This is a genomic window from Desulfogranum marinum, assembly GCF_963675105.2.
Taxonomy (GTDB): domain Bacteria; phylum Desulfobacterota; class Desulfobulbia; order Desulfobulbales; family Desulfobulbaceae; genus Desulfogranum; species Desulfogranum marinum.
Map to the genome: position 1 here is coordinate 73700 of NZ_CAXXRO010000003.1, position 24529 is coordinate 98228.

The following is a 24529-nucleotide window of genomic DNA, read 5'->3' on the forward strand; positions in this document are numbered from 1 at the left end:
TTTACCCTATGGTGTCAGCATCTTTCAGTCTAACCAGGCAGTCACTTCGAACAATTTCCAGCCCTTCAATGGTTGCGTGGATGACTGTATCCCCAACCACTCCGCGACCAAGCCAATCGTTACCCAGATAAATTTCCTGGCTGTGGATTTCCTGCTCAATTGTGGAGAGTGCCTTTTGGGGATCCTTAAGGATCTGCGAACTGAAATGGTCGCAGATACCTTTAATTATTTCTTCCCGCTTTATTTTTTGCCATTCGTTCAATGTTGTACCTCCCTTTTCTTTCAAACTGCATATGCTCTACCCCCTTCGTATATCCAATACGTTCTGCCCTGCAGTCGTTGATCTTGAAAACGCACTGATTTTTTTAAAAAAAATCACCTTAAGCAATGACAAAAGCATTTCAGATGAAATGATTACCTCCTGAAGATTGCCGTTTTATTGTGGACTGGATCATGTGACATAGGGTGAAGATGTTCTTCCCCGAGCGCCCCCCTGTCAAAGTACCTTAAATATTTTTAGGATCCGTATGGGCCTCTTTTTAACTTGATTTTTATACGGACCAAGCAAGAGTGCTTTCAACCTTGTTTTCGCATATTTTGCCTGATCCCATTCGCGGTAGGATAAAGTCTGTTCGATTTGAGGGTAAACTTCTCCAATGGGTCGCCAAACGTTGGGACCCATTTTTGCTTCAATCATGAAAAATTTCGGTTTCTCTGATGTAACAATACAAGCCTTATCACTATCCTGGGCTTCAACTGTTGGATAATCAGTCATTGCCAACGTGATGTTATCAACAGATCGGAGAGGGGAATCATTACTCGGCATTGTGTAAAGCCAACAGTGAAGCACCCAGTTTTTCCTCTAGATCATTGTTTTTTTTTGTTTTTTAGAACTGAGCAATGCCAGCTGGATATAATGACATGAAAATGCCGGTAATCTTTGGCCCAATTCATTTTCCAATGTCTGAACCTGCTCAATATCCTGTTTGTTGAGTCCTGATAACGTGCAATACATGGTCTAGCTCCTGCAGTTGTAAAATTTTGATAGCGTCACCAAAAAGGTTTACTAATGTGTGGCAAGTACCATCACGCTGGTCATTTACAGCCTGCGCTTTTCTACATCATTATTGATCCATCGTAACTCTACAGCAGTGCTCCAACTCAGCACGATTTGCCCGTCAGCATACCGATGTTTCGAAGTTGGAGCTTATCTGCGAAACAGTTGCAGTTCGGTACAGATTAACATTTTTTAGATATTCGCTGAATGGTCACGATCCATCATTCATAAATTAATAAATTACGAACATGCCGTTCATTGCCCAGAAACATAACTCAGGGGTTAGGGAGAGACAATACGAGAAGATTGCTGGTAGAATAATAGGCAAAACCTATCATTTTGCCAGTATAAGGAGACAGGTGCGGAGGTTAGATGAAGTGCCGGTGAGGCTAATTTTTGTTCGGAGGTTTTGCCGATGAAAGTTAACGGTCGGTTCTTATAAAGTAAGGAACTCATCAATTTCCTTACTTGTTTTCCCCTCTCTGATCAAAAGTGCTGTTTCCCCCTCCAGGGGAGTCAATAATGGCGATGTGCGCTGAGAGTGAGTTTAGGATTGTTTTCGCATACTGCTGGGTTTCCCGTATCATCTTTTCGGCATCTGCAAGATCCATATAACTTCATTCTAATTGGAACTATTCTGTGTGTTTCCATTTCAATCAACTTCCACCCAAACCCCAACACTATTAAAGATGACAGGAGTTAAGTCTGCATCTTCAAAGTTTTCTCCACCCCACTCTTCGGGAGATGAGTTTGCAAACTTTTCACGCCATTCTTCTTCGGTTGCCACTGAACCGGAGTGTGGATTCATTAACATCGTCATGGTCATCCCCCTCTTCAGGTAATCTAATCACTGATCTTGCCGGCTCCTCTCATAACGTACACCTCTATATCCTTGAGTTTCATAACCTGATGTCAACTGTTAGTAAAGTTTGCCATCGATGTTATCGTTTATCAAGCTGGTCTGGTATAGATTTTCGGCATTCTTTCTACACATGTGATAATGTGGATACACATAACGATCGAAAAAAATCCTACATAATATCCACACTATGTTCTTTATATATGCAAACATACTTTACCGTACGCTATCTTCCTTTCAGCTTGCAATGCAGATCCTCCCATCTCTTCGATATAAAAGAGCCTATCCTTTTTTAAACATTTGCATGCTCTTACTTCTGACAGCATGCTCTCCCGATTTTGCAGTATTTCCGCAGGCAGAACCAAATCTCCCTGGCCTTTCAGAGGACATATTCACCTCATATGATGGAGTTGAACTGCCAATGAAAGTCTGGCTCCCTGACCACGCAACAGCTGGTGTAATTATTGCGGTGCATGGTTTCAACGACTATTCCAATTCTTTCAAAAATGCTGCCGCGTTTTTCAATGATCATCACCTGGCAGTCTATTCATATGATCAGAGAGGGTTTGGAGCGACCAAAGCAAAGGGACGGTGGGCTGGAACCAAAGCGATGGTAAAAGATTTATCTGTTTTTATTACGCATGTTTCCCAAACATATCCTTCTCTTCCTGTTTATATCCTGGGAGACAGCATGGGTGGCGCTGTAGCCATTGCGGCTTTGGCAAAAGAAAATCCTGCTGAAATACAAGGCGTCATACTTGTCGCTCCTGCCGTGTGGGCTCGATCCGAGATGCCTTTTTATCAAAGGTGGCTTTTATGCATTGCAGCGCATACGCTGCCCTGGAAAAAAGTGACAGGAGAATTTCTTGAGATTACCGCTTCAGATAATATTGAAATGCTCAAGGAATTAGGCAAAGACCCCCTGGTTATTAAAGCTACAAGAGTTGATACTCTCTACGGTTTATCGAATTTGATGGATGAAGCCTACAGGAACGCAGAGCTTCTAAGGGTGAATACATTAATTTTGTATGGTGAAAAAGATGAAATAATACCCCGTGAGCCGGTTTTTAAATTGTACAAACGATTACCTTTGAGGGAGGATCAAGTACGGCCACAATTGATCGTTTATGAAAATGGATATCATATGCTTTTAAGAGACCTTCAGGCTGAAAACGTGATGAGTGATATCGTTGAATGGATTAAGGCTCAACACAAGTTTAGTCCTGTCTTTGAAAAAAACCTGGGAAACGAATATCCATCCGGCGGGATGATAACGTCTTTCAATGGAGCCTGAGAAAAAAAAAAAGAGGCCTATTAATATCTTGTGATAAAAGACACCTCACACCTCGCGATATCCAGGACAGCTCCCTGAACATCCAGACCCCAAAAAGTGGATGAGCGAAAGAGACAGTTTATGTTCCACGATAAATCCTGGTAAAGTTAAACAAGTATGTAAAAGCCAATAATTTCGGCACCGATGAACGTATATTTCCGATATCATACGTTGCTGCCCGGTCAATGGTGAAGAAGGGTGGAAAGTTGGTCAATATAGCCCGGATTTCTCATCAGTGAAGTTTTTCGCAGATCGAGGCGCAAGACACGCAGCAGTTAAGCGTAGACTCCGATAGTAAGCTACCGCAAATGGCCTGCAACAAAGAGTCTGCGGAAAAATCCGCTGACCCGGAGGGTGAGTTTTTTGATTATCGACGAAAAAACAGTCTGTTTTTTAGCGCTACCGTATTTTCTATAAATATCAAAAACTTAAGTCGAAAATAAAAAAACTCATGAGAAATTCGGGATAGAGCTTCGGCCACACGACCTCCGCCGCCATTCAGCCACCTATGCCTCAAGGCTTGGTACTCCAATAGAAATTGTCAGCAAGGTCAGCCTGCGCCATGCCTACCTTTCAACAACTCTGCGGTATTTCTTCGGGAAGGTCAATGACACTAAAGCAATTCGGTGGGTTGAAGCGCTTTATGGATAGGCAGTTTACAACGGGTGGGGGGAACCGGCTCTCGCCTGTTAATTTACAGGAAGTATGTATAGTTTTGAAATTAAAAGAAAAGCAAGACGTCTGAGTTGGCTATATTAACGCTGCCTGCTCACCAAGAAGCTTTATTTCAAAAGCTGAAAATCCCGGCCAAAAATCTTCAATCTCAAACCGCTTCTTTTCCGGCAAGATATTCCCACACCTTACGAAACCCGTTTACTTGGTACCACTTTGCTTCCTATGATGAGAAATCCATGCCTGTCTCCTGCTGCTAAAAACCATTTCCCAAAGCCCAAAAAATATCATTGGACAATATTTGATAAAGACAACATAGATGAGGAAATTTTCAGGACACTGAATATCCGAAATAGGTTACGCCTTGAACTGATGGCCCGAGGCGGCATGAAAATAAGCGAGGCGCCTGGGCTCAAACCGCAAGATATTGATGGACAAAAACTTCTGCTTCACACACCCAAAAGTGGTCGGGAGCGAGAGATTATCTTCATACCAGAAAAGCTGAGCAGTCGCCTGCAGAATTTCATTCGAGGCACATCCATTTCTTCTAATCAATTTATTTTTCCAATCACCTATACAGGTGCAAGGAAAGTAGTCGGGAAGGCCGGTGAGATGGTCGGCATTAAACTACTTCCCCATGACCTTCGCCGTCACTCTGCCACCTATGCTTCCAGGTCAGCTAATCCTATCGAAATTGTTAGTAAGGTTATCCTGAGGCACGCTGATTCTCGGTGATACGGTAATATTACCTCGCATAGTGCCTCACCACTTGTTTTTGTGCTGGTAGCATGATGGTGGCCCCTCCAATGATCATGGAAATGGAGTAACATTTGGGGAAAGATATGGAGTGAAGACCAACTTGTCAGCATCGGTCATGGACAGGAAAAAATTAAATCTAAGCAAGCGCTTCGCGCGGTTAAAATATGTATAGAGTAGGTCAATCGATAATCGGAATGAGTCGTGGCTTAGCTTTAAAATTGTGGAGCAGTCGCTAGGTTTTTAAGTGCTTCTGTATCCGTAAAGGAATCTTGTTCTTGAAGGATAAAATTTTCAAGTGAATACATAAATTTTTCAAAATTATAGGTGAATATGGTTATAAGATGAGCAATGCGCTCTATATCTGCAGTTATAATTGCCTGTTCCAGGTCACCTGCTACGCCATAAAGCTGCTCTGCACCCAATGTCCCAAACACACCTTTAATGGTATGCGTTAATTGACCAGCAGTCTTATAATCCCCCATTAGCAAATTTTGGTGTATATCTTTTCCTCTATCATGATAATCTTTGAATACTCGCCGCAATATTTTCCGGTACAATTCCGCATTATGATCCATATTAATCAAGCTTAGTTTTGGGTTCACCCCGTGTAACCTGGGAATTTTTTCAATATCAAAGACCTGTTTTCCGAGGTCAGTAGTTTTTGTAACCAATTCCGGTTCGACATCCGGTCTCAGTTGGTGTATTAACTTCTCATACAGAAACGAAGGCTCAATCGGCTTGGAAATATAATCGTTCATGCCTGTAGCTAGACATTTTTCTCGAGTTTCTTTCTGCACATCAGCCGTCATGGCCATGATTGGAAGCTCAGAAGAGGAATAGTACTTCCTGATCTCAGCCGTTGCCCTGAAACCGTCCATTTCCGGCATTTGCAGGTCCATGAGAATGGCGTCGAAAGAATCTTCCGTTGTTGCATTAATGGCTTCTATACCCGTGCGAACAGAGACTACCTCTATTCCGACCTTCTGGAGTAATTCGTAGGCAACGTGCTGATTAATTTCATTATCTTCTACCAACAGGATACGATACCCTGCCAATAACGATTTAGCCTGATTCATTGAAAAATTTGGTACTACTACATGATCGTTCTTTGCCTTATCAAGTCGAACGGTGAAGCTGAACGTGCTGCCCTTTCCTAATGCGCTGGTAACAATTATCTCCCCTCCCATCATTTCAACCAGTCGTTTACAAATTGCCAACCCTAGTCCTGTGCCACCATAGTTACGAGTCGTTGATGCATCGGCCTGATGAAACGGCTGGAACAAATCGTCAACCTGATCTTGGCTCAATCCTACCCCCGTGTCGATAAAGCTAAACCTGAGAATTACATCGTGTTCTGTCTCCTTCTCAATATCAGCAACAACGGATATTTTGCCATTATGGGTAAATTTTACGGCATTAGAGCCTAAATTAATCAATATTTGCTCAAGGCGAAGAGCATCGCCGAGCAAACGAACCGGAATTTTCTTAGCGACATCAAGCGAAAAATTAATCTCTTTTGCCTCACATTGAGGATGAAGTAGAGAATTCAACTTATTCAGAATATCCTGCGGGGAAAAAGATATGTCTTCCAACTCAAGTTTTCCCGCTTCTATTTTTGAAAAATCAAGCGTATTTCCCAGCAAACGAAGGAGTTTTTTTGCTGATACGTCGATATTATTGACGTAGTCACGTTGCTGCCGGGCAAGTGATGTTTGAAGGGTGAGGTGGCTTAAACCAATTATTGCATTTAAAGGAGTGCGAAGCTCATGACTTATGTTGGCCAGGAAAAGACTTTTTTCCTCGCCAGCTGACTCAGCCTTGATCCTGGCGGATTGAAGCTCATGAATCATGCTGCTGATTACAGTTCTTGCACGTTCAAATGTTTTACCTACCAAGCCGAATTCGTCCCCTTGCTCCCAACAAAAAGCAGTGTCTAATTCATTGTTGGATAGTTTCTCAGCTTGGACTCTGAGCTGAGAAAGGGGACGAAGTATCTTTTCATAAATCAGGGGCAATAACAAAAGAAGTCCGAGAATCAGCTGAGTTCCGAAAATGAAGATAAGCTGCTGACTGTACTCGCGCAGTTGTTCCTTCATATAAAAATCTGTGACGATCAGGGTTACTTCACCGATTGCAACCTGCTTTTCGTGCAAAACAACAGCCTTTTTTGTTAACAGGTTTCCTATTTGCCCATTTTCTCTAATTTCCTCTAAAAAAAGTGTACCGGTTTCCAGGTCAGTCACTGTAATCCCAACAATACGTTGATCTTGCATAAACGCATCAGCAATCTCCATAGCAAAATCCTCTCTGGCGTCCCAGATGGGTTCACGCATGTTGGCTGCCAAAATCTCCACACTGCGGGAATGGAATTCCTCAAGGTTATTACTTAGTTTTTTGTTTTCCCAATAAATAGTTAGGCAGCTGGAAATACTGACAGGTATAAGCAGGCCTATGAACAGGCTACCTACTATGAAATTGCGCAATCTCGCATTTTTAAACCAGGCTGTCTTGAACATCTTTTTTACACACTATTTCGATATGTTAAAAGGAAAGCCCCAGAGAAATCCTGCTCAATTTAAGGATTTTTTCTATAAAATAGAGATTCGAATTTGATGTGTCGTTCACGGGCTTCCTCGTCAAGCCAATGCCTGTATTTATTCATTGACGTCTTGCGAATATCGTTAATATTGGCGTCTATGGTTGCAATGATTCTTTCTCCTGTTTCACTTTTTGAACAGGCAAAATAAACGTATGATTTGCTATCGAAGTCATCAATTCCTTTAATTTGATAGATAGCAAATTCTTTCAATGGGATTTTTAATTCACCAGAATGCCAGATAAGTTCGGTTGAATACCCTAATAAGGCATCATACGGCTGCATTGTTACAAGACGCCTGAACATCAATTGCAGAGAACTGTGGCTGCTGATAGTCGTTATTGCTTCGGTATCTCTAAACGGCACTAGAATACTGTCGATATAAGCCCCGTAACTTCTTCCGTGATTAGTTGCCAGGACAACTTTTTTTGATTGCAACAGGGCTTCTAGATCAATTTTGCCATCGCTGTCGAGGTATGGACTATATAGTTTTGCATCTGAGGCTCGTGTAATGAGCATATTATTTTCAGAATAATTGAACGGCTTAGAGAATAATACAAATTCTTCTCGCTGAGGGGTTTTCAGTAAACAGGAGGTACAGTAGTTAGGTTTCGATTTGAGTAATTTAAGGAAACGTCCAAAGGAATAATTACGTAAAATATGGCGATCTTCTGAGAGATGTTCTTGGGCGCTGAGCATTGCACTGTCACAATCACCCTCTCCAAAATACGGCTCAGACAAAAATCTGTTAGGAGGATAATCGTTGTGCATCCAGATTACTTCCTCCTGGGCAAACGCTTGAACATTGAACATCATAAACAGCAAGAGCAACAGATTAATTTTCCCCATATTTTTTTCTTTGGCATCTGTTCGTCCTTTACGATAAAGGAAGAGGTATTCATCAAGCAGTAATGAACTCGAAACTAAACAAATTTGATATCACTATATAACTTATTCAATCTTTTATCGAGTTACTATCATATCGAGTGGAAAGGTTAAAATAGAGCAAAATAAGTACGATTAGGGTTATTCCTGTGCATTTCCGCATGCCAAATTACTTCCGACTATCTCCGAACATTCTCAATAAAAGCAATAATTGATATGTTTTACCCTTCATTTTGAAACCCTGTTTTGATAGACTGGGGTATTGGAAATTGAATGAACCTCATACGTGAGCAAACCTGTGTGTAAATATCAAATTTTTAATCGTCATTGATTATGAGTAAAAATATTTTAAATACAAGCGTTTTCCTTATCCTGGTAACTACCTTGCTGCTTGCTTTTTCCTTGCCCGCCCAGGCTGATAAGCCTTCATGGGCTGGCAATAATAAAGGGAATAGTACGAAAAATAACAAAAAAGATAAGAGCAACAGCTTCTCTCACGACAAATACAGTGATGTTATCAATTTAAATGTCTATTTCAATAACAAGCAGCAGAAGGTCATCCGCAATTATTATCTGGAAGGGTATCGCCGTGGCCACTGTCCACCTGGCCTCGCCAAAATGAATAATGGTTGCATGCCTCCAGGTCAGGCAAAAAAATGGAAAAAGGGTCACCCGCTCCCCAGCGATGTCGTCTACTACGATCTTCCTTCTGCTCTTGTTGCACAGCTCGGTAAACCGCCTAAGGGAAATCGCTATGTCCGCGTGGCGAACGACATCCTGCTAATGGCGGTAGGAACAGGAATGGTTGTTGATGCAGTCCAGGATATAAGCAGCATGTAGTTAACGTTACTGATAAAAATCACTCTAAAATGACCTTGTTCCTGTTCAGGTAATTTCAGCACCTGAACTTTGAACTTAACATTGCTCAATCCAAGAGATCAATTTCGTACATTTTTCGATAGATAACACGCTTCTGTACATTTCCGAGAGAGCCGTTTTCATGATGGGCAGCAAGGCAAAGTCGAGACCGGCTTATGCAACCTGTCAGATCAAATCCCAGGTAGTCCGGATTAAAGGTCCTTGAGTTTTTCCATTTCCTCAGGTCGCATGGCAAAACTATGGACCTGCTCGGGAAAAGTACTGTTTTGCACTTCATGCCTGTACTGGCCGATGGCTTCTATAATCGACTCACGCATTTGGGTATATTGCTTCACAAATTTCGGGGTAAACCCGTCAAACAGACCGACCATGTCATGGGTGACCAGTACCTGTCCGTCACAGTCCACCCCAGCACCTATACCGATGGTCGGAATGGTGACGGAAGCGGTAATTTTCTCGGCAATAGGCGCGGGAATAGCTTCAAGGACCAGAGAAAAGCAACCTGCATCCTCCAAGACCAAAGCATCATCCATTAAACGGCGTGCCGCCTCAGCACTTTTTCCCTGTACCTTAAATCCGCCGAGCGAGGTCGCAGTCTGCGGAGTGAGGCCAATATGGCCCATAACCGGGATCCCCCCATCCACAATAGCTTCCACGGTATCGGCCACATTACGCCCACCTTCGAGTTTGACCGCATCAGCCCCGGCCTCTTTTAAAAAGCGAGTCGCATTTTTGACAGCCCCGGGTATAGAACTGTTATAGGAACCAAAAGGCATATCCGCAACAACCAGGGCACGCTCCGTTCCACGGACGACCGCACGTGTATGATGCAACATTTCCTCCATGGTAACCGAAACTGTATCTGTATGACCAAGCACCACCATGGCCAGGGAATCACCGACCAGGGCAATATCAATCCCAGCCTGGTCTATCATCCTTGCCCAGGGATAATCATATGCGGTGAGCATGGCTATTTTGGATTCATCACCTTTGCGTGCTTTTATATCCGGTATTGTCAGCTTTTTCATATCATGCCTCTGGTTTTATCTCGTCAATACGTCTTTCATAGGTTGCTTCCAGCGCCTTAACCATGCGGGTAAGGAGATCATTAACAGGTGTTGCCACCCCGACCTCTCCTCCTTTAGCAACAATCGCCCCATTAATTACATCAATTTCAGTGACAGTATGCCGCAAGGCATCCTGGAGCATACTGGCCTTGTTCGCTGCCGTATCCCGACACACACTGACCACGGCTTCCATAGGATCACGGTAAGGCAGCCTGATACCGAGAGCATCGGCAACTGCAGCCGCTTCGGACACGGCCTGTTCCATAATATCCTTACAGGCAGGAACCTCTGCCAGCACCCCATTATGTACTCTTAACAGTGCTGTCAGTGCGTTTATCCCCACATTGACCAACAGTTTTCCCCAGATCAGCCCCTGAGCATCTTCACTCAAGCCACATTCTATGCCGGCTTGCTGAAAAAGCTGTTGCACCTGTTCAACCTTCTTCAGTCCGGGTGAACCTGCAAGCCATGTCATCCCAATGCCGGCATGACGGGTATGTCCTGGGCCGATAGTATTGGCTGCCTGGGCAGTAATTCCAGCCACGCCCGTTGGACATCCGAAAACAGCATCAATCTGTTCCACATTACCCACCCCGTTTTGCAGGGTAACGACCACACCATCGTGACTCAAAACGGTCCTTGCAGCCTGTGCCGCACTTTTTGTAGCATGGCTTTTGGTAAAAACAACCGCCAGGTCTGCCTTGCCCTGAAACTGTTCTACCCGATTGATTACCTCAACTTTCGCCTTGTCCACAGTTCCGTCTATACCAGTAACAACCACCCCATTGTTGCTGATACTCTCCACCGTTTCCGATTGAATGTCATACAACACAACCTCCGCCACACGCGACAGCCATGCACCAAACAAACACCCCATGGCCCCTGCACCAAAGATAATTACCCGCATATGCTCTCTCCTTCAAAAATCGTGTGGTTCTCGAGTCCACGCCTTAATCAACTGCTACAATAGAGCATCATTTACAGTGCATCATGACCAAGACCGTATCCAGCATTCGATTGGCATACCCCCACTCATTATCAAACCAGGCCATGAGGTTAACCAGGGTATCGCCACTGGTACTGGTCTGGTTACTGTCCAATACAGCTGAGTGTGGATCATGATTAAAGTCGCACGATACCAGTGGTAAATCCGTATACCCCAGCACCTGATTCAACTCTCCATCGGCAGCCTGTTTAAACACCGCATTTATAGCCTCTACACTTGCCTGCTCTCTTACAGCCGCCGTCAGCTGCATTAAAGAGACATTCATGGTCGGCACTCGCAGAGAAACCGCTTTAAACCGATTTTGTAGATGCGGAAACAAGCGGTCTATGCCTTTTGCCAACCCGGTGTCAACCGGGATAATTGAATTACCGGAGCTCCTGCTTTTTCGTAAATCTGGATTATGGTAGGCATCAATCACCGGCTGGTCATTCATCATCGAATGAGTGGTGGTGATCACTCCGCTCTCGATGGAACAGAGTTGATCGAGAAGATATATGACATGGCTAATGCAATTGGTTGTACACGACGCATTGGAGACGATCCTGCTTTCGGCGGTAAGCAGTTCATGGTTGAGGCCATAGACAATGGTCGCATCCACATCACTTTGGGCAGGGCAGGAAAACAGAACCTTGCCGGCCCCGCTTTGCAGGTGTTGCTCTGCTGCTGTGCGGTCACTATACCAGCCACTGCATTCCAGAACTACATCTACCTCACAATCTTTCCAGGGCAAACGGGAGATATCCTTTTCGCAGGTGATCTTTATGACATCCTTGTTTACCACCAGATTGGTCCCGTCGCAGGAAACAGTACCACCGAATTTACCGTGGGTTGAATCAAACTGTGTCAAATGGGTTATGGATGCCAGGCTTGCCAGTTCGTTAATGGCAACAATCTGCAGTTTTTCCCGTTTCCCTGATTCATAAAGCGCCCGCAAAATGCAACGCCCTATTCTTCCATATCCATTAATAGCAATGCGAATACTCATGTATGTGTTCTTCCTGCAACTTCTAATTACTGCCCCAGCTTCCAGCCCCTATCTCGCACCTTGCAAAATCCATCATTACAAGGGCTGATACAGCTCATATACAAAAGAAACGGCAATCTTGTTACCCCATAATGACACTTTTTTCTCTTTTAAAGGACTAATCTGTGAAAATTGCCTTCCCTTTGGCCCGGCAAGCTGGAAGGTTATAACAAGTCGAACAGTTATTTTGCAATGACAGCCAAAAAACAGATCTATCTCATCATACAGGTCATGAGGTGACAGCTCCAGATTGGTTTCCAGGCAGGATCATGTTAACCAGATGATTTATCGTATGTCTTGTAAGTACCTTTTCCAGATCGTTTTGCGTCATACATTGCCATGTCGGCTTTTTTGAATAATTCATCCAGACTGTCTCCATCATCCGGATATACGCTGACCCCGATACTTGCTCCGACAAAAAATTGACGGTTAAAAATATCAAAAGGTTTTTCGATTGCTTGAACGATCCTCTCGGCTATGGATAAGGCGTCTTCTAAATTCTGCACATGAATTAACAAACAGCTAAATTCATCACCACCAAGGCGTGCCACACAATCCTCCGCTCTAAGAACGCCATCCGATGTCGCTTGCTTATGTAGCGGCAGCACAGCCTTATTGCGCGGAATGCCGACGCCTTCATCAACTGGCAAAACAATACGAATACGGTTGCCGACCTGCCGCAACAATGCGTCTCCATATTCATGCCCATGCGTGTCATTAACCACTTTAAAGTCATCTAAATCGATGAGCAGTAAATACACTTTCCACTCTTCTCTTCGTGCCTGGGAAAAAGCACGGAGTGCAAGTGATCGAAAAAAGCGTCTGTTTGGTAAAAGGGTTAATGGGTCATGCATCGCCATATGGGTGATACGGTGATTGGCTTTTATGAGTCTGGAGCGTAAGTGCATAAGAATAACGAGACAACAGCATAAGGTCCCTAACAGTATGAGCAACGAGGTAATTATCGGCCAGAATTTTCCCCATACATCTATCAGGTTCAAGTGCTTGATCTCACGATATGGACCGAGGCGGAATTCTCGATAAAGGTCATGGACGGGTTGATAATTTCGGGCGATATCCCATCCTTTGATACCTGCTTGTTTGGCGGCCTGTTCGTCTCCCTTGATGTTGAGTAAAGCAATAGCAACTTTTTTTGCAAGTTCATCCGGCGTACTTGCCAGTTTCACCATGGGCCATTCCGGATAAATATCTGTACTATGGGGAAAAGGGAAATCCTTTTCACCTAATCCAAAATTGTAATGTACTTTATCGCCATGCATAACCTTGACTTTTTTTATGTCCAACAAGTGGTCTCTGGACATGTGCTCAAGGGTATCTGATCGAACAGTACCAGCGTCGACAACTCCTTGCATAACTTTGTACACAACTGCATCATGGGTACCGGCAAAAATGAAATTCTTGAAATCATGATCAGTATTTATCCCAGCCCCTTCAAGTTCTCTTTTGGCCATGAGCCAACCGCCAAGAGAGTTCTTTTTTACTGCCGCGAAATTTTTCCCGCGAAGGTCTTTAAAAGAGCGGATATCTGTGCGGTCGGCACGGGTGATAATCAAACCGGAAAACAAAGAAACCCCTTTATCTCCCCGTAGTGTACGTACGGTTGCGATGGGACGCACACCGTATTTCATTTCGAGCTCAATAAAGATACCGGAATTTATAAAAAAGAAATCCGCGGCATGGTTGGCAACAGCGTTAGAGATGTGGTCGAAATCAAGGGGAAGTATTTCAAAGTGATATCCCGGCACCTGTTGGTCCAGATATTTAGCGAGAGGTTGCCATCTTTTGAAGGTTACCTGCTCTCCCCTTTTCGCAAGAATTCCAATTATCACCTTTTCAGAAGCATCTGACTGGGTATTGCCAATGATAAAAAAAGAAATAAAGATACAAGTAAATATCTTGCGGAGAAAGATGGATACATTTGTTTGTTTGTATTGAAACTGTTTTTTGCCGGGTCTCATTTTCTAAAAGCCATTGCATCTGGTTCGATTACGAATCTAAAACCGATCGAAGTAGTCCCGCTAACTGTTTTTTGACAAGCGGTTTATAAGCAAACGCTTTTATCCCCAACAGCTTTGCCTCTGTTTCAGACGTAATGGCACTGTAACCGGTGCACAATATTATGGGGATGTCGGGTCGAATCTGCATCATCCTTTGTGCAAGTTCGACACCTGTTATTTTTGGCATTGTCTGATCTGTGATCACAAGATCAAATTGATCGGGTTCATTCCGAAACGTTTCTAACGCTTCACAACTACTGGTGCTGGCGGTAACCCTATAACCAAGCCTTTCGAGCATGGTTTTGCCCATCGTGGTAATCAATTCTTCATCATCAACAAAAAGAATGCTTTCGTTACCTGTCGGCACAGCACAGACCGCTTCCGAATTCCCATCAACGCGGCCTTGTGATGCGGGAAGATACACATGTACGGTTGTTCCTTTACCCAACTCACTGTCAATGGAAACAAAGCCTTTGTAACTCGTCACAAGTCCATGGACAATCGCAAGCCCCATCCCTGTACCTTTTCCAGTTTCCTTTGTCGTAAAATATGGTTCAAATATTCTTTTTTTAGTACCAGGATCAATACCAGCCCCTGTATCACTAACGGATAACTGAACATATCCTGTAGAATCAACAGTCGCCCTTTTTAACGAGACGCTCAACTTTCCGCCTTTCTTTTCCATGGCATGAAAAGCGTTTGTGCAGAGGTTCATCACTATTTGATTCAGCTGTGTGGCGCCCATAAAGAGCACCCCGGCTTCGGGATCAATGTCTGTACTTATTTCTATAGTACTGGGCAAAGAAGGGCGCAGTATTTTTAACGCCTCTTGAACACGGTCAGCCGATTGTATCCGGACTTTTTCCGTACTACTTTGGCGGCTGAAGGTAAGTATCTGCCGCACCAAACCTTTTGCTCTCTCGCCAGCATCCAAGACCTTGTTTAAATGTCTCGCTCTGTTTGCTGCAGGATGGCGTTCTTCCAGAGCTATCTCGGTGTAACCGATCATCGCAGCAAGTATATTATTGAAATCATGGGCAATTCCTCCAGCCAAGGTCCCTATGGCCTCCATTTTTTGCGATTGCAGCAAGTCTTTTTCCAGTTTCCTTCGCGCTGTAATATCAGTTGCAATCGAAAGGAGGCGATTGGTGCCGCCCACCTCTATAAATTCCCCGGAGTAGAGACAACAAAGGCCTGACCCATCAGCCTTTTTCAGCTCCAGCTCCAGGTCATGCACATATCCTTTGTTGATCATTTCCTGCTTGATTTGATCCCTGGCTTGCACATTTATAAAACCAAGCTCCACGGAACTCGTGCCTATAGCCTTTTCCCGCCTGTACCCTGTGGTTTGGGTGAAGGCATCATTCACATCTAAATAAACTCCATCTTCAACGGCACTTATGGTCATCAACAGAGGTGCACTTTGAAAGGCTTTTGAAAATTTCATTTCCGACGCCCGTAAAGCCTTTTCGATGTTATGCTGTTCAGTTATATCCCTGATAAAAGCAGATGTTCCTATAACGGTTCCATCTGCATCACACTTTCTATGTAATAGAATGTCGACTGGTACCTTTGTACCATCTTTGGTCAGTCGAAAAGTCTTATACCGTTGGTGATCGTCTGTTGCCCGTACCTTTTCAAGCATCTTGCGTTGCTGTCCCCGCAGCTCCTTCGGAGTAATGGCACCTATATGCTTGCCGACAATCTCACCGGGGCTAAAGCCGAACATGTTTGTTGCTCCCGTATTCCACGACACAACCGACCCGTGGCTATCTATTGAAATAACAGCATCGGATGTTCCCTCAATAAGACTTCTATACTTCTCCTCACCCGCTCTTAATTGTCTCTCAACATTTTTTCGGCGAACAATATTGAGCATGGAAAAAAACAAGGCTAACAAAAGAACGACAAACCCACAGGTGATTCCCCAAATGATGTGCTTAAACTCTTTATAGAACGAAGAAGGTTGGTTTAAAACGATACTTTCGGCTGGAAGCCGGGATATGGGTATTTGATATTTTTGCAGAAGATGAAAATCAAAAACATATCTATTGGGACTATCCTCAGTTACCGTTATCTGCTCAACTGCTGCTCCATTTAGCACGTTGAGGACAACTTTTGCGGCAACATTTCCTTGCTCATATTGGCTGATTACCTTTCCACCAACCACACCACTACCAATGCCATGATACCAAAGGTGATATATGGATCCAGCTCTGTGATTCTTAATGAAATTGAGGCTGTCCTGAAACTCCATGGTAACATTGTTTTTATCTTTATATGCTGACAGAAGTAAAAGAGCGCTGTCGCTGGAAACATTTTGCAGGGTTTTTGCCAACTCTTGCCATGTTAGCCTGGTTAACGAAATCTCAGATAATTCCACCGTATCAACATGTTCTGCTATCTGATGAAATTTAGTTAAATCGCCTTGACCACTAGGCGTGCCGTCAACAATCGCTATCACCTTTTTCGTTTCGGGCTGCAGCCTGCTAATAAGTTCTATGGTATCTTTCATTGATACTGCTTCGACAATCCCGGTTACCAGGGGATTGTCATTTTGCTGTTGAGCGAGCAGCCGGTTGTTTATGCCGAAAAAGACTATAGGTGTATCCTTGAAAAGATTTTTTTGCTGTTCCAGGGCAAAGACAAGTGCATTATCGTCGGCAGTCATGACCGCGTCATATGGTTCTGTCCGTGAAAGCTTTGATGCTAATAATTCTATGAACTGCCCCCTGCTAACACTGCCGGGGAATCGTTTCGAATCCATAAATTCGATGTCGAGATAAATATCTTCCCCTGAAAATCTATCTTTAATTCCATCTATTTGCTGAAAAAAAGTCGGAAATGCCGGGTGGTAAGAACTGACCAAGAGGACTCTTTTTTTAACTGCTGCGTAAGAAAACGAATATGCAAGTAAAACAAAGAGAATTGCAGTAACGCCAAGAAAAGTCGTTTTTACGAAGTTCTTCCAGCCCCCAGTAATGCGACCTTTATTATTAAATCTCATAGGCAACACCAATACTATCTTGATAAATATGGAGATGCCTTGTCGCTTATTTTGACAAGGCAAATTTTAGTAAAAAGTGTACATGAATAATATTTCACCTAAATCCTGCAATTGCCAAGTTTGCCGAAGGTGCGAGGCTGCGTACACGCAGACGTACTGTAGTACTTCAAGTGTGCGCAAACAAAGCAGATTCGGTAAAATCGGCAATCCCGAAGGGTGGCAAGCATGAGAAAAATGCTCTTAAACCTAACTCACATTAAAAGTGAATTGATTTCTTGTTGACAAAACCGATAACAGGCTGGAAAAACATAACTAAAAGCGTTTTTGTCATGTTTGACATGCAAGATTTAGGTTTCATTACAATTTAGGCATCCAAGTGCTTGCGGACTGCGGTAGCCAGTTGAGAACCGGAAACAGGTTTCATCAATAAATCATCAGCGCCGATAAAATGAGCTCGATCCATGGTCATGCTCTCGCTAAAACCAGTACATATGATTATGGGTACTGGTATGTTTCTTTTCCTGATTTCGCAGGTAAGGCGCTCTCCCGTAAGTTTAGGCATGGTCATATCCGTGACCAATAAATCGTATTTTTCAGGAAAAGATACAATTTCCTGCAGGGCTTCAGTGCTGTCTCCAAAAACAGTTACAGTATAGCCTAAGCGTTCAAGTAGTATCCTCTCAATATCCAAGATAGCTATTTCATCGTCAACAAGCAGTATGGACTCATTACCTTTAGCGTCCTGCTTTTGCCGTAAGTGCTCATGTGTGTTCATTTTCTGTTCAATAGCAGGTAGATAAATTTGAAACCGTGTCCCTTTTCCTGGACTACTTTCTACCTGTATATTTCCTTTATATTTTTTTACGATTCCATACACCATAGACAAGCCGAGTCCAGTGCCTTTTCCTTGAGATTTTGTCGTGAAATACGGGTCAAATATTTTATCTATAGCAGCCTTATGTATACCGGTGCCGGTGTCCTCAATAGTCAGCACAACATAGGGCCCTGCATTAAGATCTCCAATGGACTGATCTTTTTCCAAATACAAATTACTCAAAGAGACGGATAAAACGCCGCCTGCATCCTGCATTGCATGGTAGGCATTGGTTAATAAATTCATGGCAACTTGATGTATCTGGGTTGGGTCAGCCAGTATGGCGTAGCATTTGTCATTTATTTTTTGTTGTACCTCAATGGTAGAGGGAAGTGTCGCTTTGATGAGTTTCACGACCTCTTTAACCACCAATTGCGGTTTTAAAGGAATCACTTCTTGCTTATGGTCCCGACTGAAGGTTAAAATCTGTCCCACTAGTTCTTTAGCTCTGCCGGCAGCAGCAAGGATTTGGTATACATTTTCGAGTAAGGGACTGCTTTTTTCCAGGTCCTCTTTTAAAAATTCTGTATACCCAATAATCGGGGCGAGTATGTTGTTAAAATCGTGTGCTATTCCTCCTGCCAGAGTGCCTATTGCTTCGTTCTTCTGCAGCTGGCGGAGATTTTGTTCCATCTCCATTCGTTGTGTCTCGTATTCCTGCCTGTGAATTGCCAGGGCAAAGATTTCTGCAATACGCTCGACAGTGGAAATATCTTTGTGGGAGAAACTTCTTTTAGAGTTTGCAAGTGCTATTAAGCCAAGCAAGTTGTCGCCGGCCATCACTGGTACTGCCAGGTAATTTACCAACTGGAGATGTCCAGGCGGAAGCCCTTTTGAATGGGGGTGAGCGTCTGGATTGTTGGTAAAAAACGGTTCTTTTGTATTCAGGGCATGCCCCAAAAGTCCAGGGTAGGTACCATCTTCACCAATTGGGAATACAAATTTCCCCTCTTTAACTTTGCATTTTTTCTCGAGCATTTTCGTTAAAGTGTGGCAAATGTTTTCGTTGGTCTTTTGATCGACTGAAGATGCTAGTCCGTGTTCACTGTGTGTCAGGGATTTGGCGGCATCAAGGACTGCCTCTGCAACCTTCTCGATATTATATTCTTCTGACAGTAACTCTTTAGAAATATCGGCTATAGATTTATTGAGTGCAAGATCATTGAGCAGTGTCTCTTCTGCTGCTCGCTGATGTGTGATATCATCAAAAACACAATGGGTTCTTTCGAACTGGCCGTCTACGCCTGTGCCTATTTTCCCGTGGAAGGATACCAGGATGGCGTTTCCGTTTTTTTTGACCATCTCAAACTCAATTCCCAGTAATTCACCCACGGCTATAAAACGCAGAAAATTTGCTGCAAAATGGTCTTTCCATTCAGGAACTAAAAAATCACTGAAATTTCTGCCGATAACCTCCTCTTTGGTGTACCCCATTGTATTTAGCCAGGTCGCATTCACCTCTAAAAATTTTCCATTTTCATCCAAAGACTGATAGCTTATCGGGGCCTGCAGAAAAATGTTTTGAAACTTTTGCTTACTGGCCCAAAGTGCTTCTTCAGCCTTTTTTTCTTTTGTAATATCACGAGAGAAAATTGCTAACTGGTTGATGCTGCCGTCTGAATCGAAAAGAGGGTAAATATTATTATCAAAGATAATACCCTCCCGCTCATCAATAAAACGGCAGGCCTGCCTTGTTCTGGCAACTGATTTAATTTTACCTTTTCGAGAAGTAGCGATCTTTTCAGGAAGGAAATCATAAACACGTTTTCCAATCAGCTCATCCACACTGCGACCGAGTCGTTGTACGGACAACTCATTCATGGTAATCAGCGTACCATCAGGTTTAATAAGCAAGGCAGATTCGGTGATGGCGTTGAGGAGCGCTCTGGCTGTTTTCTCACTTTGTTGTAGAGATGCTTCAAATTTTTTCTGTTCTGAAATATCTACTATTACGCCTATGGTCCCAACTACTTTTCCATCACTGTCGCAAAGTGGACGAACGGAGAATAATGCGTGGAAAGGTTTTCCAGATTTTTTTAATAGTACTTTTTCTTGTGCGCACGTATTTTTGCTATGTTGAAGAGCCTCTCGCATCTTTAGAAAATGAGTATCGCTGTCTGGAGGATGCAGTATTTTACTATTTTGGCCGATGATCTCATCAGCTGTATACCCAAAAATATTTTCTGCGCCAGGGCTGAATCCTGTAATTCTGGCCTCTTTTTCTCCAAGATCAGTTGTTAGAAATGCGACATTGTCTGCTGCATTAACAAGCGTTTTTAAATAGTTCTCGCTATCTTCTAGAGCACGTTCTGTGGTCATACTTTTTTTTAGAGAGCGATTAATGCCGATAAAACTTGAGCGAATACCACCTATTCCAAGCAGGAATATGACGAAATGCACACCTGCCATGGTGAAAATATGGCGTTTTTCAATAGTCCTGTAGCCTGCCATTGGAATGGAAACACTCATACCGCCACACATATCCTTTTCCTTGGAGCCTTCTTGATCGGCATAGCATTTTAGACATAGCTTTTCTCCGATCATAGGGCGCATAAGACGGAGATATTCCTCACCCTCAACAAAACGTAGCGATACGACTTCCTTTGTTCCGTTGGAAAAGGCTCTCAGTGCGTCCTTTTCCCATTGGTCGGGTTTTTTATTAGGGCACAAAGGGTCCAGACTGGTAATGTGCCCCCGTGTGCCGTACTGATTCCCTGCAAGTTCATGAATTTCTCTGGTCATGTAGGCAGGGTCTAAGAGGGTGAGTTTTTTACCTGAACTAGTGATGATTTCTTTTTGATCAACATCTTTCAAATAAAGATCAGGAGAAGACTCAGGTGTAATTGGGACATATAAGCCTCCGAGGGATACTATCCAACGTCTATATTCAAGATCTTTATTAAAAACGGCACGGGCTTCGGTTGTCGCCAAATCTATGATCGTATTTTTGTAGGCAGACAGCTCCCACCATAGAAAGCCGCCTATGATTAGCAGCCAACAGATGCCTAATACCCACCCTGCAGACTTTAATTTTCCCCTTAATTCATCTACAGTTAAAGTAATATTACCGGCCATTAAATTACCTTGTGCTTATATGAATCGATCCATGGCAATAGGATATCCACACTCTTAATGCCTTATCGTTTTATTTGGATACATCGAGTTATGGCTGCTATAAAAAAAAACTCGTATGTTTACCATGTAATCGAATTGTCATGTTTTATTTGGATTGAAATCTTTTAGGAAAAGCCCAAGGTTATTAATCTTGGTGTAAAAATTTTTTTTATGCATTCCACTTAATGCAAGAGCTTTTTTCAGGTTGCCCTTGGAAATTTGGAGTGTCTTGATCAGATACCTTCGTTCAAAATCCTCCACTACCTCCTGCTTTGCCTGCTTGAACGTTTGATGACTTGAACTGATTGGTGCACCAATGACTTTTTCTACATCATGGGAAAGGATTTTGTTTCCTGCAGTGAGCTGAGCTATTTTAAACAAGGTTTGTTTAAGCTGGCGAACGTTTCCCGGCCAGGCATGATTCACCAGCAAAGTGCAAGCATCCGACGAAATATCATATGTTCTACTGTGGGAGGTTCCAAATTGGGTGAGAAAGTGCCATATAAGAGGTGTTATATCTTCTTTTCTGTCATGAAGAGGTGTTGTACGTATTGTAAGCCCTGATAGACGATAAAATAAATCTTTCCTGAATGTCCCCTCCCGGCACATCGATTCAAGATCTCTATTGGTTGCTGCCACAATTCTAATGTCTGCTACTCTAAGGCTTGATTCTCCAACCCTCATATATTCGCCGCTGTCAAGAAAGCGAAGAAGTTTGGCCTGTATGTTTATTGAAAGCTCTCCAATCTCATCCAAAAAAAGTGTGCCGCCTTCAGATGCACCAACGTACCCATTGGTGGCGGTGTGGGACCCGGTAAAAGCACCTTTCGCGTGGCCGAAAAGTTCTGACTCAGCGAGACTGCCGAGTATCGCGCAATTGATAGGAAGAAAGGCCTTTTTTCGCCTGTTACTTACATGGTGTACCTCATGGGCAATGATTTCCTTTCCTGTCCCTGATTCTCCAGTGATGAGAACAGGAAGCTCTACCTGAGCCGTTGTTCTTATTTCTTGCTTTACCTCTCTTATGGACTTGGAAATCCCCACGAGTTTACTCTGTGTCGAATTCTGCAGGTCTGCGATGTAAGATCGTCGTAATCGTTGGAAATGAAGGGCCGCGTAGACAGTATAGAGCAACTGTGATTTATTGAATGGTTTAAAGAGGAAGTGCGTCAGGCCTAGTTTCAGGCAAGGATCCAGGTTTTTCTCATCAGAAGCACCGGTGATAATGATAATTTCAGCATCGTGATTATGTTTACGAAACGCTTTGGATAGTTCAGTGCCGTCAATATGTGGCATATTGATATCGATAAGTGCCAGATCAAATTTTTTATCGGGTAAAATTCGATATGCTGCTTCAGGGTCGCTAAATGCATCAACATCGTATCCATGGTTGGTAAGCGTGTCGGAAATAAAATTAACAATATGTATCTCATCGTCAACGACGAGGACTCGCACCTCTTCATCCACATTAATCTTTGATGGTATAGGCATAAACCAATTCCTCCAGTTGCCTTATGGTAAAAGGTTTTATGAGAGATGACGATTCTGGAGGCATGCGGCCATTGTTATAATCAATATCTCCGGACATAAAAATTGTCTGTACATTATTGTTGATTTCGGAAAGCTGTTTCATGCATTCAAAACCATCACAATCCGTTAAACCGATATCAATCAACACTACTTCGACAACCTGGTTGACAAGTTTGAATTCCTCAACAGCTTCTGCACAGCTCTCTGTCGAAAATACTATATGACCTTTACGCTGCAACCCACTCGCAAGATATTTTAAAAGTACGCTGTCGTCTTCAACAAGAAAAAATACCTTCTTTTCACGTCCGACAGCATGATTTTCAGGGACTGGCGTATTAGATTCAACAGGAGGAGGCACCGGGATTTTTTTCGGCTCACTTGTCGGTAAGACTACGATGAAGGACGAAAAGTGCTCATTGTTATCTACCCGAATCTCTCCCCCATGGTTTTTAGCTATTTCCCGGCTGATATGTAAACCTAGCCCGGAAAGGGTATTTTCCTCACCAGGGGGGGCAAAAAAATCAACCCCTTTGTACGAATTTGTTAATCTATTAAACGGGGTTTCACTTTTAATAATGACAGAGACCATTTCCTTCTCATTGTGCCGTCTTGATAGATTCACATCAAAAATAATTCTGTCGTTTTTCTGCAAGTCCTCGATTTTATTTTCGACAAGATAAAACAACATAAGGACCAGCTCGTTAAAATCCCCTTCAATTTTTGAAAAATCATCTGCATTGTTTATATGGATAATGGCCATTGGAGATATTGCCTGCAGGACGTCTCTTGTTTGATAAAGTATTCTTTGCAGGCTGTGGCAACCTTTTTCGCCACTTCTATATCGTGCAAAAGCGAAAAGGACCTCTGTGTTATGTATGCCGCGATCAATAAGGGAGGAGAAGGTGGCCAGTCGCTCCCGGTCTGATGTTGTTGTAGAATCCAGGGAGAGCTGACCGGTTGCTCCGGCAAATATATTGTTATAATTATGGGTGATTCCACGAGTCACACGCTGCAAAGACTGCAGGTATTTATACTCATAGAGCAAATCTTTGAAGAGTGCCTCGCTCTTTTCTCCAAATTTTGAATAGAAGGTCTCTTTATATTTCATAATTGGGTTCCATTTACGTAATTACGTCCAATTCGAACCGATGTCGTCGCACGTAGCGGGGCGACATCTTTCATTGGCTGTCTATTCTTCAAGCACTATTCGTGCCGTCATAGAACACGTATTTTCAGATTGTTTCAATTGCAGGCACCTCTATCTTCCTTTGATAAACACAGCTTTTTTCTATTGTATCAAATTGTTGAGCTATTCATGCTCTTTTTACTGAAACAGAAAGCTCTATTTTTATGTTTGCTGCACTGGCTGCTGATTGTTTGAAAAAATTCAGCGGGTAGTAAAAATACCACCTTACCAGGTCGCCCCCTGTTGTCATTTACTTCTCACTCATCCAATTGACGTGCAACAGGGTGGCAAAAACACCACCATGCACAGACCGAAAAATAATTATATTTTTAAGCAAGTTAGGTGACTTTCAGGCAATTTCACATAGGCATTATCTCAAAATTGCGCATCAAAAGGTATCCTTTTTACTACCTCCTTTGACTCGACTTTGTCGTTTTCGGCAGTGTCATCTCTTTATCTGTTTTTTCATACGAACCCAAAAATAACGAATAATTTCAAATAGAATAAAGGGAGTACCCCCTTTTTCAGCGAAGAGAGATCGTGTTGGCATTATTCATGCTTTTGATAGTTTCAAGACAGGACGTGTTGCGGCATTAGCTAAACAAAATTTGTATCAAGCGGTAAGTTTTCAGAATAGCAACAATATTTAAAAATGAATCCGGC

The 24529-nt window shown here is 43.1% G+C and carries 17 protein-coding genes; 3 read left to right on the forward strand and 14 right to left on the reverse strand.

Annotation, left to right across the window (positions count from 1 at the left end):
• Nucleotide 1: 1 nt before the first annotated feature.
• The 4 genes from ACHZCY_RS07290 to ACHZCY_RS07305 all read right to left on the reverse strand — a co-directional run bounded on the left by ACHZCY_RS07290 (nt 2) and on the right by ACHZCY_RS07305 (nt 1877).
• The gene (locus tag ACHZCY_RS07290) at nt 2-262 is read right to left on the reverse strand and encodes a hypothetical protein (protein ID WP_319548378.1); all 261 of its coding nucleotides are present in this window, start codon (nt 260-262) and stop codon (nt 2-4) included.
• Nucleotides 263-496: 234 nt separating this feature from the next.
• Nucleotides 497-775 (reverse strand): hypothetical protein, encoded by a 279-nt coding sequence (locus ACHZCY_RS07295; protein WP_319548379.1) that lies wholly within the window; start codon nt 773-775, stop codon nt 497-499.
• Between the two features lie 87 nt (nt 776-862).
• Complete coding sequence (locus ACHZCY_RS07300) at nt 863-1015, reverse strand: hypothetical protein (RefSeq protein ID WP_319548380.1); 153 nt, start codon at nt 1013-1015, stop codon at nt 863-865.
• Nucleotides 1016-1709: 694 nt separating this feature from the next.
• On the reverse strand, nt 1710-1877 hold the full coding sequence (locus tag ACHZCY_RS07305) for a hypothetical protein (RefSeq protein WP_319548381.1): 168 nt from the start codon (nt 1875-1877) through the stop codon (nt 1710-1712).
• A 460-nt stretch (nt 1878-2337) separates the two neighbouring features.
• On the opposite strand from ACHZCY_RS07305, the gene ACHZCY_RS07310 reads away from it, so the two are divergent.
• Together ACHZCY_RS07310 and ACHZCY_RS07315 are read left to right on the forward strand one after the other, a co-directional pair.
• Entirely contained in the window at nt 2338-3210 is an 873-nt protein-coding gene (locus ACHZCY_RS07310) for an alpha/beta hydrolase (protein WP_319548382.1), read from the forward strand.
• Nucleotides 3211-4146: 936 nt separating this feature from the next.
• Entirely contained in the window at nt 4147-4656 is a 510-nt protein-coding gene (locus ACHZCY_RS07315; RefSeq protein ID WP_319548383.1) for a site-specific integrase, read from the forward strand.
• Between the two features lie 236 nt (nt 4657-4892).
• On the opposite strand, the gene ACHZCY_RS07320 is transcribed toward ACHZCY_RS07315, so the two are convergent.
• Both ACHZCY_RS07320 and ACHZCY_RS07325 read right to left on the reverse strand, forming a co-directional pair.
• Entirely contained in the window at nt 4893-7013 is a 2121-nt protein-coding gene (locus tag ACHZCY_RS07320) for an ATP-binding protein (protein ID WP_319548384.1), read from the reverse strand.
• Between the two features lie 242 nt (nt 7014-7255).
• Nucleotides 7256-8125 carry a hypothetical protein gene (locus ACHZCY_RS07325; RefSeq protein ID WP_319548385.1) on the reverse strand — a complete coding sequence of 290 codons (870 nt, stop codon included), beginning with the start codon at nt 8123-8125 and terminating at the stop codon, nt 7256-7258.
• 369 nt (nt 8126-8494) lie between these two features.
• Here ACHZCY_RS07325 and ACHZCY_RS07330 point away from each other — a divergent pair, with 369 nt between their 5' ends.
• Entirely contained in the window at nt 8495-9001 is a 507-nt protein-coding gene (locus ACHZCY_RS07330) for an RcnB family protein (protein WP_205221544.1), read from the forward strand.
• A gap of 230 nt (nt 9002-9231) precedes the next feature.
• On the opposite strand, the gene panB is transcribed toward ACHZCY_RS07330, so the two are convergent.
• The 8 genes from panB to ACHZCY_RS07370 form a co-directional block, all read right to left on the reverse strand.
• Nucleotides 9232-10068, reverse strand: a complete 837-nt coding sequence (gene panB, locus ACHZCY_RS07335) for a 3-methyl-2-oxobutanoate hydroxymethyltransferase (protein WP_205221545.1) — start codon at nt 10066-10068, stop codon at nt 9232-9234.
• A 1-nt stretch (nt 10069) separates the two neighbouring features.
• On the reverse strand, nt 10070-11014 hold the full coding sequence (locus tag ACHZCY_RS07340; protein WP_205221546.1) for a ketopantoate reductase family protein: 945 nt from the start codon (nt 11012-11014) through the stop codon (nt 10070-10072).
• A gap of 67 nt (nt 11015-11081) precedes the next feature.
• Nucleotides 11082-12098 carry a glyceraldehyde 3-phosphate dehydrogenase NAD-binding domain-containing protein gene (locus tag ACHZCY_RS07345; RefSeq protein ID WP_319548386.1) on the reverse strand — a complete coding sequence of 339 codons (1017 nt, stop codon included), beginning with the start codon at nt 12096-12098 and terminating at the stop codon, nt 11082-11084.
• A gap of 311 nt (nt 12099-12409) precedes the next feature.
• Nucleotides 12410-14116, reverse strand: coding sequence for a PhnD/SsuA/transferrin family substrate-binding protein (locus ACHZCY_RS07350; RefSeq protein ID WP_319548387.1), 1707 nt, complete (start codon nt 14114-14116; stop codon nt 12410-12412).
• Between the two features lie 28 nt (nt 14117-14144).
• Nucleotides 14145-17162 carry a hybrid sensor histidine kinase/response regulator gene (locus ACHZCY_RS07355; RefSeq protein WP_319548388.1) on the reverse strand — a complete coding sequence of 1006 codons (3018 nt, stop codon included), beginning with the start codon at nt 17160-17162 and terminating at the stop codon, nt 14145-14147.
• Between the two features lie 364 nt (nt 17163-17526).
• Nucleotides 17527-21111, reverse strand: a complete 3585-nt coding sequence (locus ACHZCY_RS07360) for a PAS domain S-box protein (protein ID WP_319548389.1) — start codon at nt 21109-21111, stop codon at nt 17527-17529.
• 138 nt (nt 21112-21249) lie between these two features.
• Entirely contained in the window at nt 21250-22641 is a 1392-nt protein-coding gene (locus ACHZCY_RS07365) for a sigma-54-dependent transcriptional regulator (RefSeq protein WP_319548390.1), read from the reverse strand.
• Nucleotides 22619-23788, reverse strand: a complete 1170-nt coding sequence (locus ACHZCY_RS07370) for an ATP-binding response regulator (protein ID WP_319548391.1) — start codon at nt 23786-23788, stop codon at nt 22619-22621. Before ACHZCY_RS07370 ends, ACHZCY_RS07365 begins: the two co-directional genes overlap by 23 nt.
• Nucleotides 23789-24529: the final 741 nt, after the last annotated feature.

What these genes read in the sequence shown, in the direction of transcription:
- ACHZCY_RS07320 (WP_319548384.1), bottom strand. Translation starts at nt 7,013, where the DNA reads ATGCGTGAACCCATCTGGGACGCCAGAGAGGATTTTGCTATGGAGATT.
- ACHZCY_RS07310 (WP_319548382.1), top strand. Translation starts at nt 2,338, where the DNA reads ATGAAAGTCTGGCTCCCTGACCACGCAACAGCTGGTGTAATTATTGCG.
- ACHZCY_RS07315 (WP_319548383.1), top strand. Translation starts at nt 4,147, where the DNA reads ATGATGAGAAATCCATGCCTGTCTCCTGCTGCTAAAAACCATTTCCCA.
- ACHZCY_RS07350 (WP_319548387.1), bottom strand. Translation starts at nt 14,116, where the DNA reads ATGAGACCCGGCAAAAAACAGTTTCAATACAAACAAACAAATGTATCC.
- ACHZCY_RS07340 (WP_205221546.1), bottom strand. Translation starts at nt 11,014, where the DNA reads ATGCGGGTAATTATCTTTGGTGCAGGGGCCATGGGGTGTTTGTTTGGT.
- ACHZCY_RS07300 (WP_319548380.1), bottom strand. Translation starts at nt 1,015, where the DNA reads ATGTATTGCACGTTATCAGGACTCAACAAACAGGATATTGAGCAGGTT.
- ACHZCY_RS07370 (WP_319548391.1), bottom strand. Translation starts at nt 23,788, where the DNA reads ATGAAATATAAAGAGACCTTCTATTCAAAATTTGGAGAAAAGAGCGAG.
- panB (WP_205221545.1), bottom strand. Translation starts at nt 10,068, where the DNA reads ATGAAAAAGCTGACAATACCGGATATAAAAGCACGCAAAGGTGATGAA.
- ACHZCY_RS07295 (WP_319548379.1), bottom strand. Translation starts at nt 775, where the DNA reads ATGACTGATTATCCAACAGTTGAAGCCCAGGATAGTGATAAGGCTTGT.
- ACHZCY_RS07305 (WP_319548381.1), bottom strand. Translation starts at nt 1,877, where the DNA reads ATGACGATGTTAATGAATCCACACTCCGGTTCAGTGGCAACCGAAGAA.
- ACHZCY_RS07365 (WP_319548390.1), bottom strand. Translation starts at nt 22,641, where the DNA reads ATGCCTATACCATCAAAGATTAATGTGGATGAAGAGGTGCGAGTCCTC.
- ACHZCY_RS07360 (WP_319548389.1), bottom strand. Translation starts at nt 21,111, where the DNA reads ATGGCCGGTAATATTACTTTAACTGTAGATGAATTAAGGGGAAAATTA.
- ACHZCY_RS07345 (WP_319548386.1), bottom strand. Translation starts at nt 12,098, where the DNA reads ATGAGTATTCGCATTGCTATTAATGGATATGGAAGAATAGGGCGTTGC.
- ACHZCY_RS07330 (WP_205221544.1), top strand. Translation starts at nt 8,495, where the DNA reads ATGAGTAAAAATATTTTAAATACAAGCGTTTTCCTTATCCTGGTAACT.
- ACHZCY_RS07325 (WP_319548385.1), bottom strand. Translation starts at nt 8,125, where the DNA reads ATGGGGAAAATTAATCTGTTGCTCTTGCTGTTTATGATGTTCAATGTT.
- ACHZCY_RS07355 (WP_319548388.1), bottom strand. Translation starts at nt 17,162, where the DNA reads ATGAGATTTAATAATAAAGGTCGCATTACTGGGGGCTGGAAGAACTTC.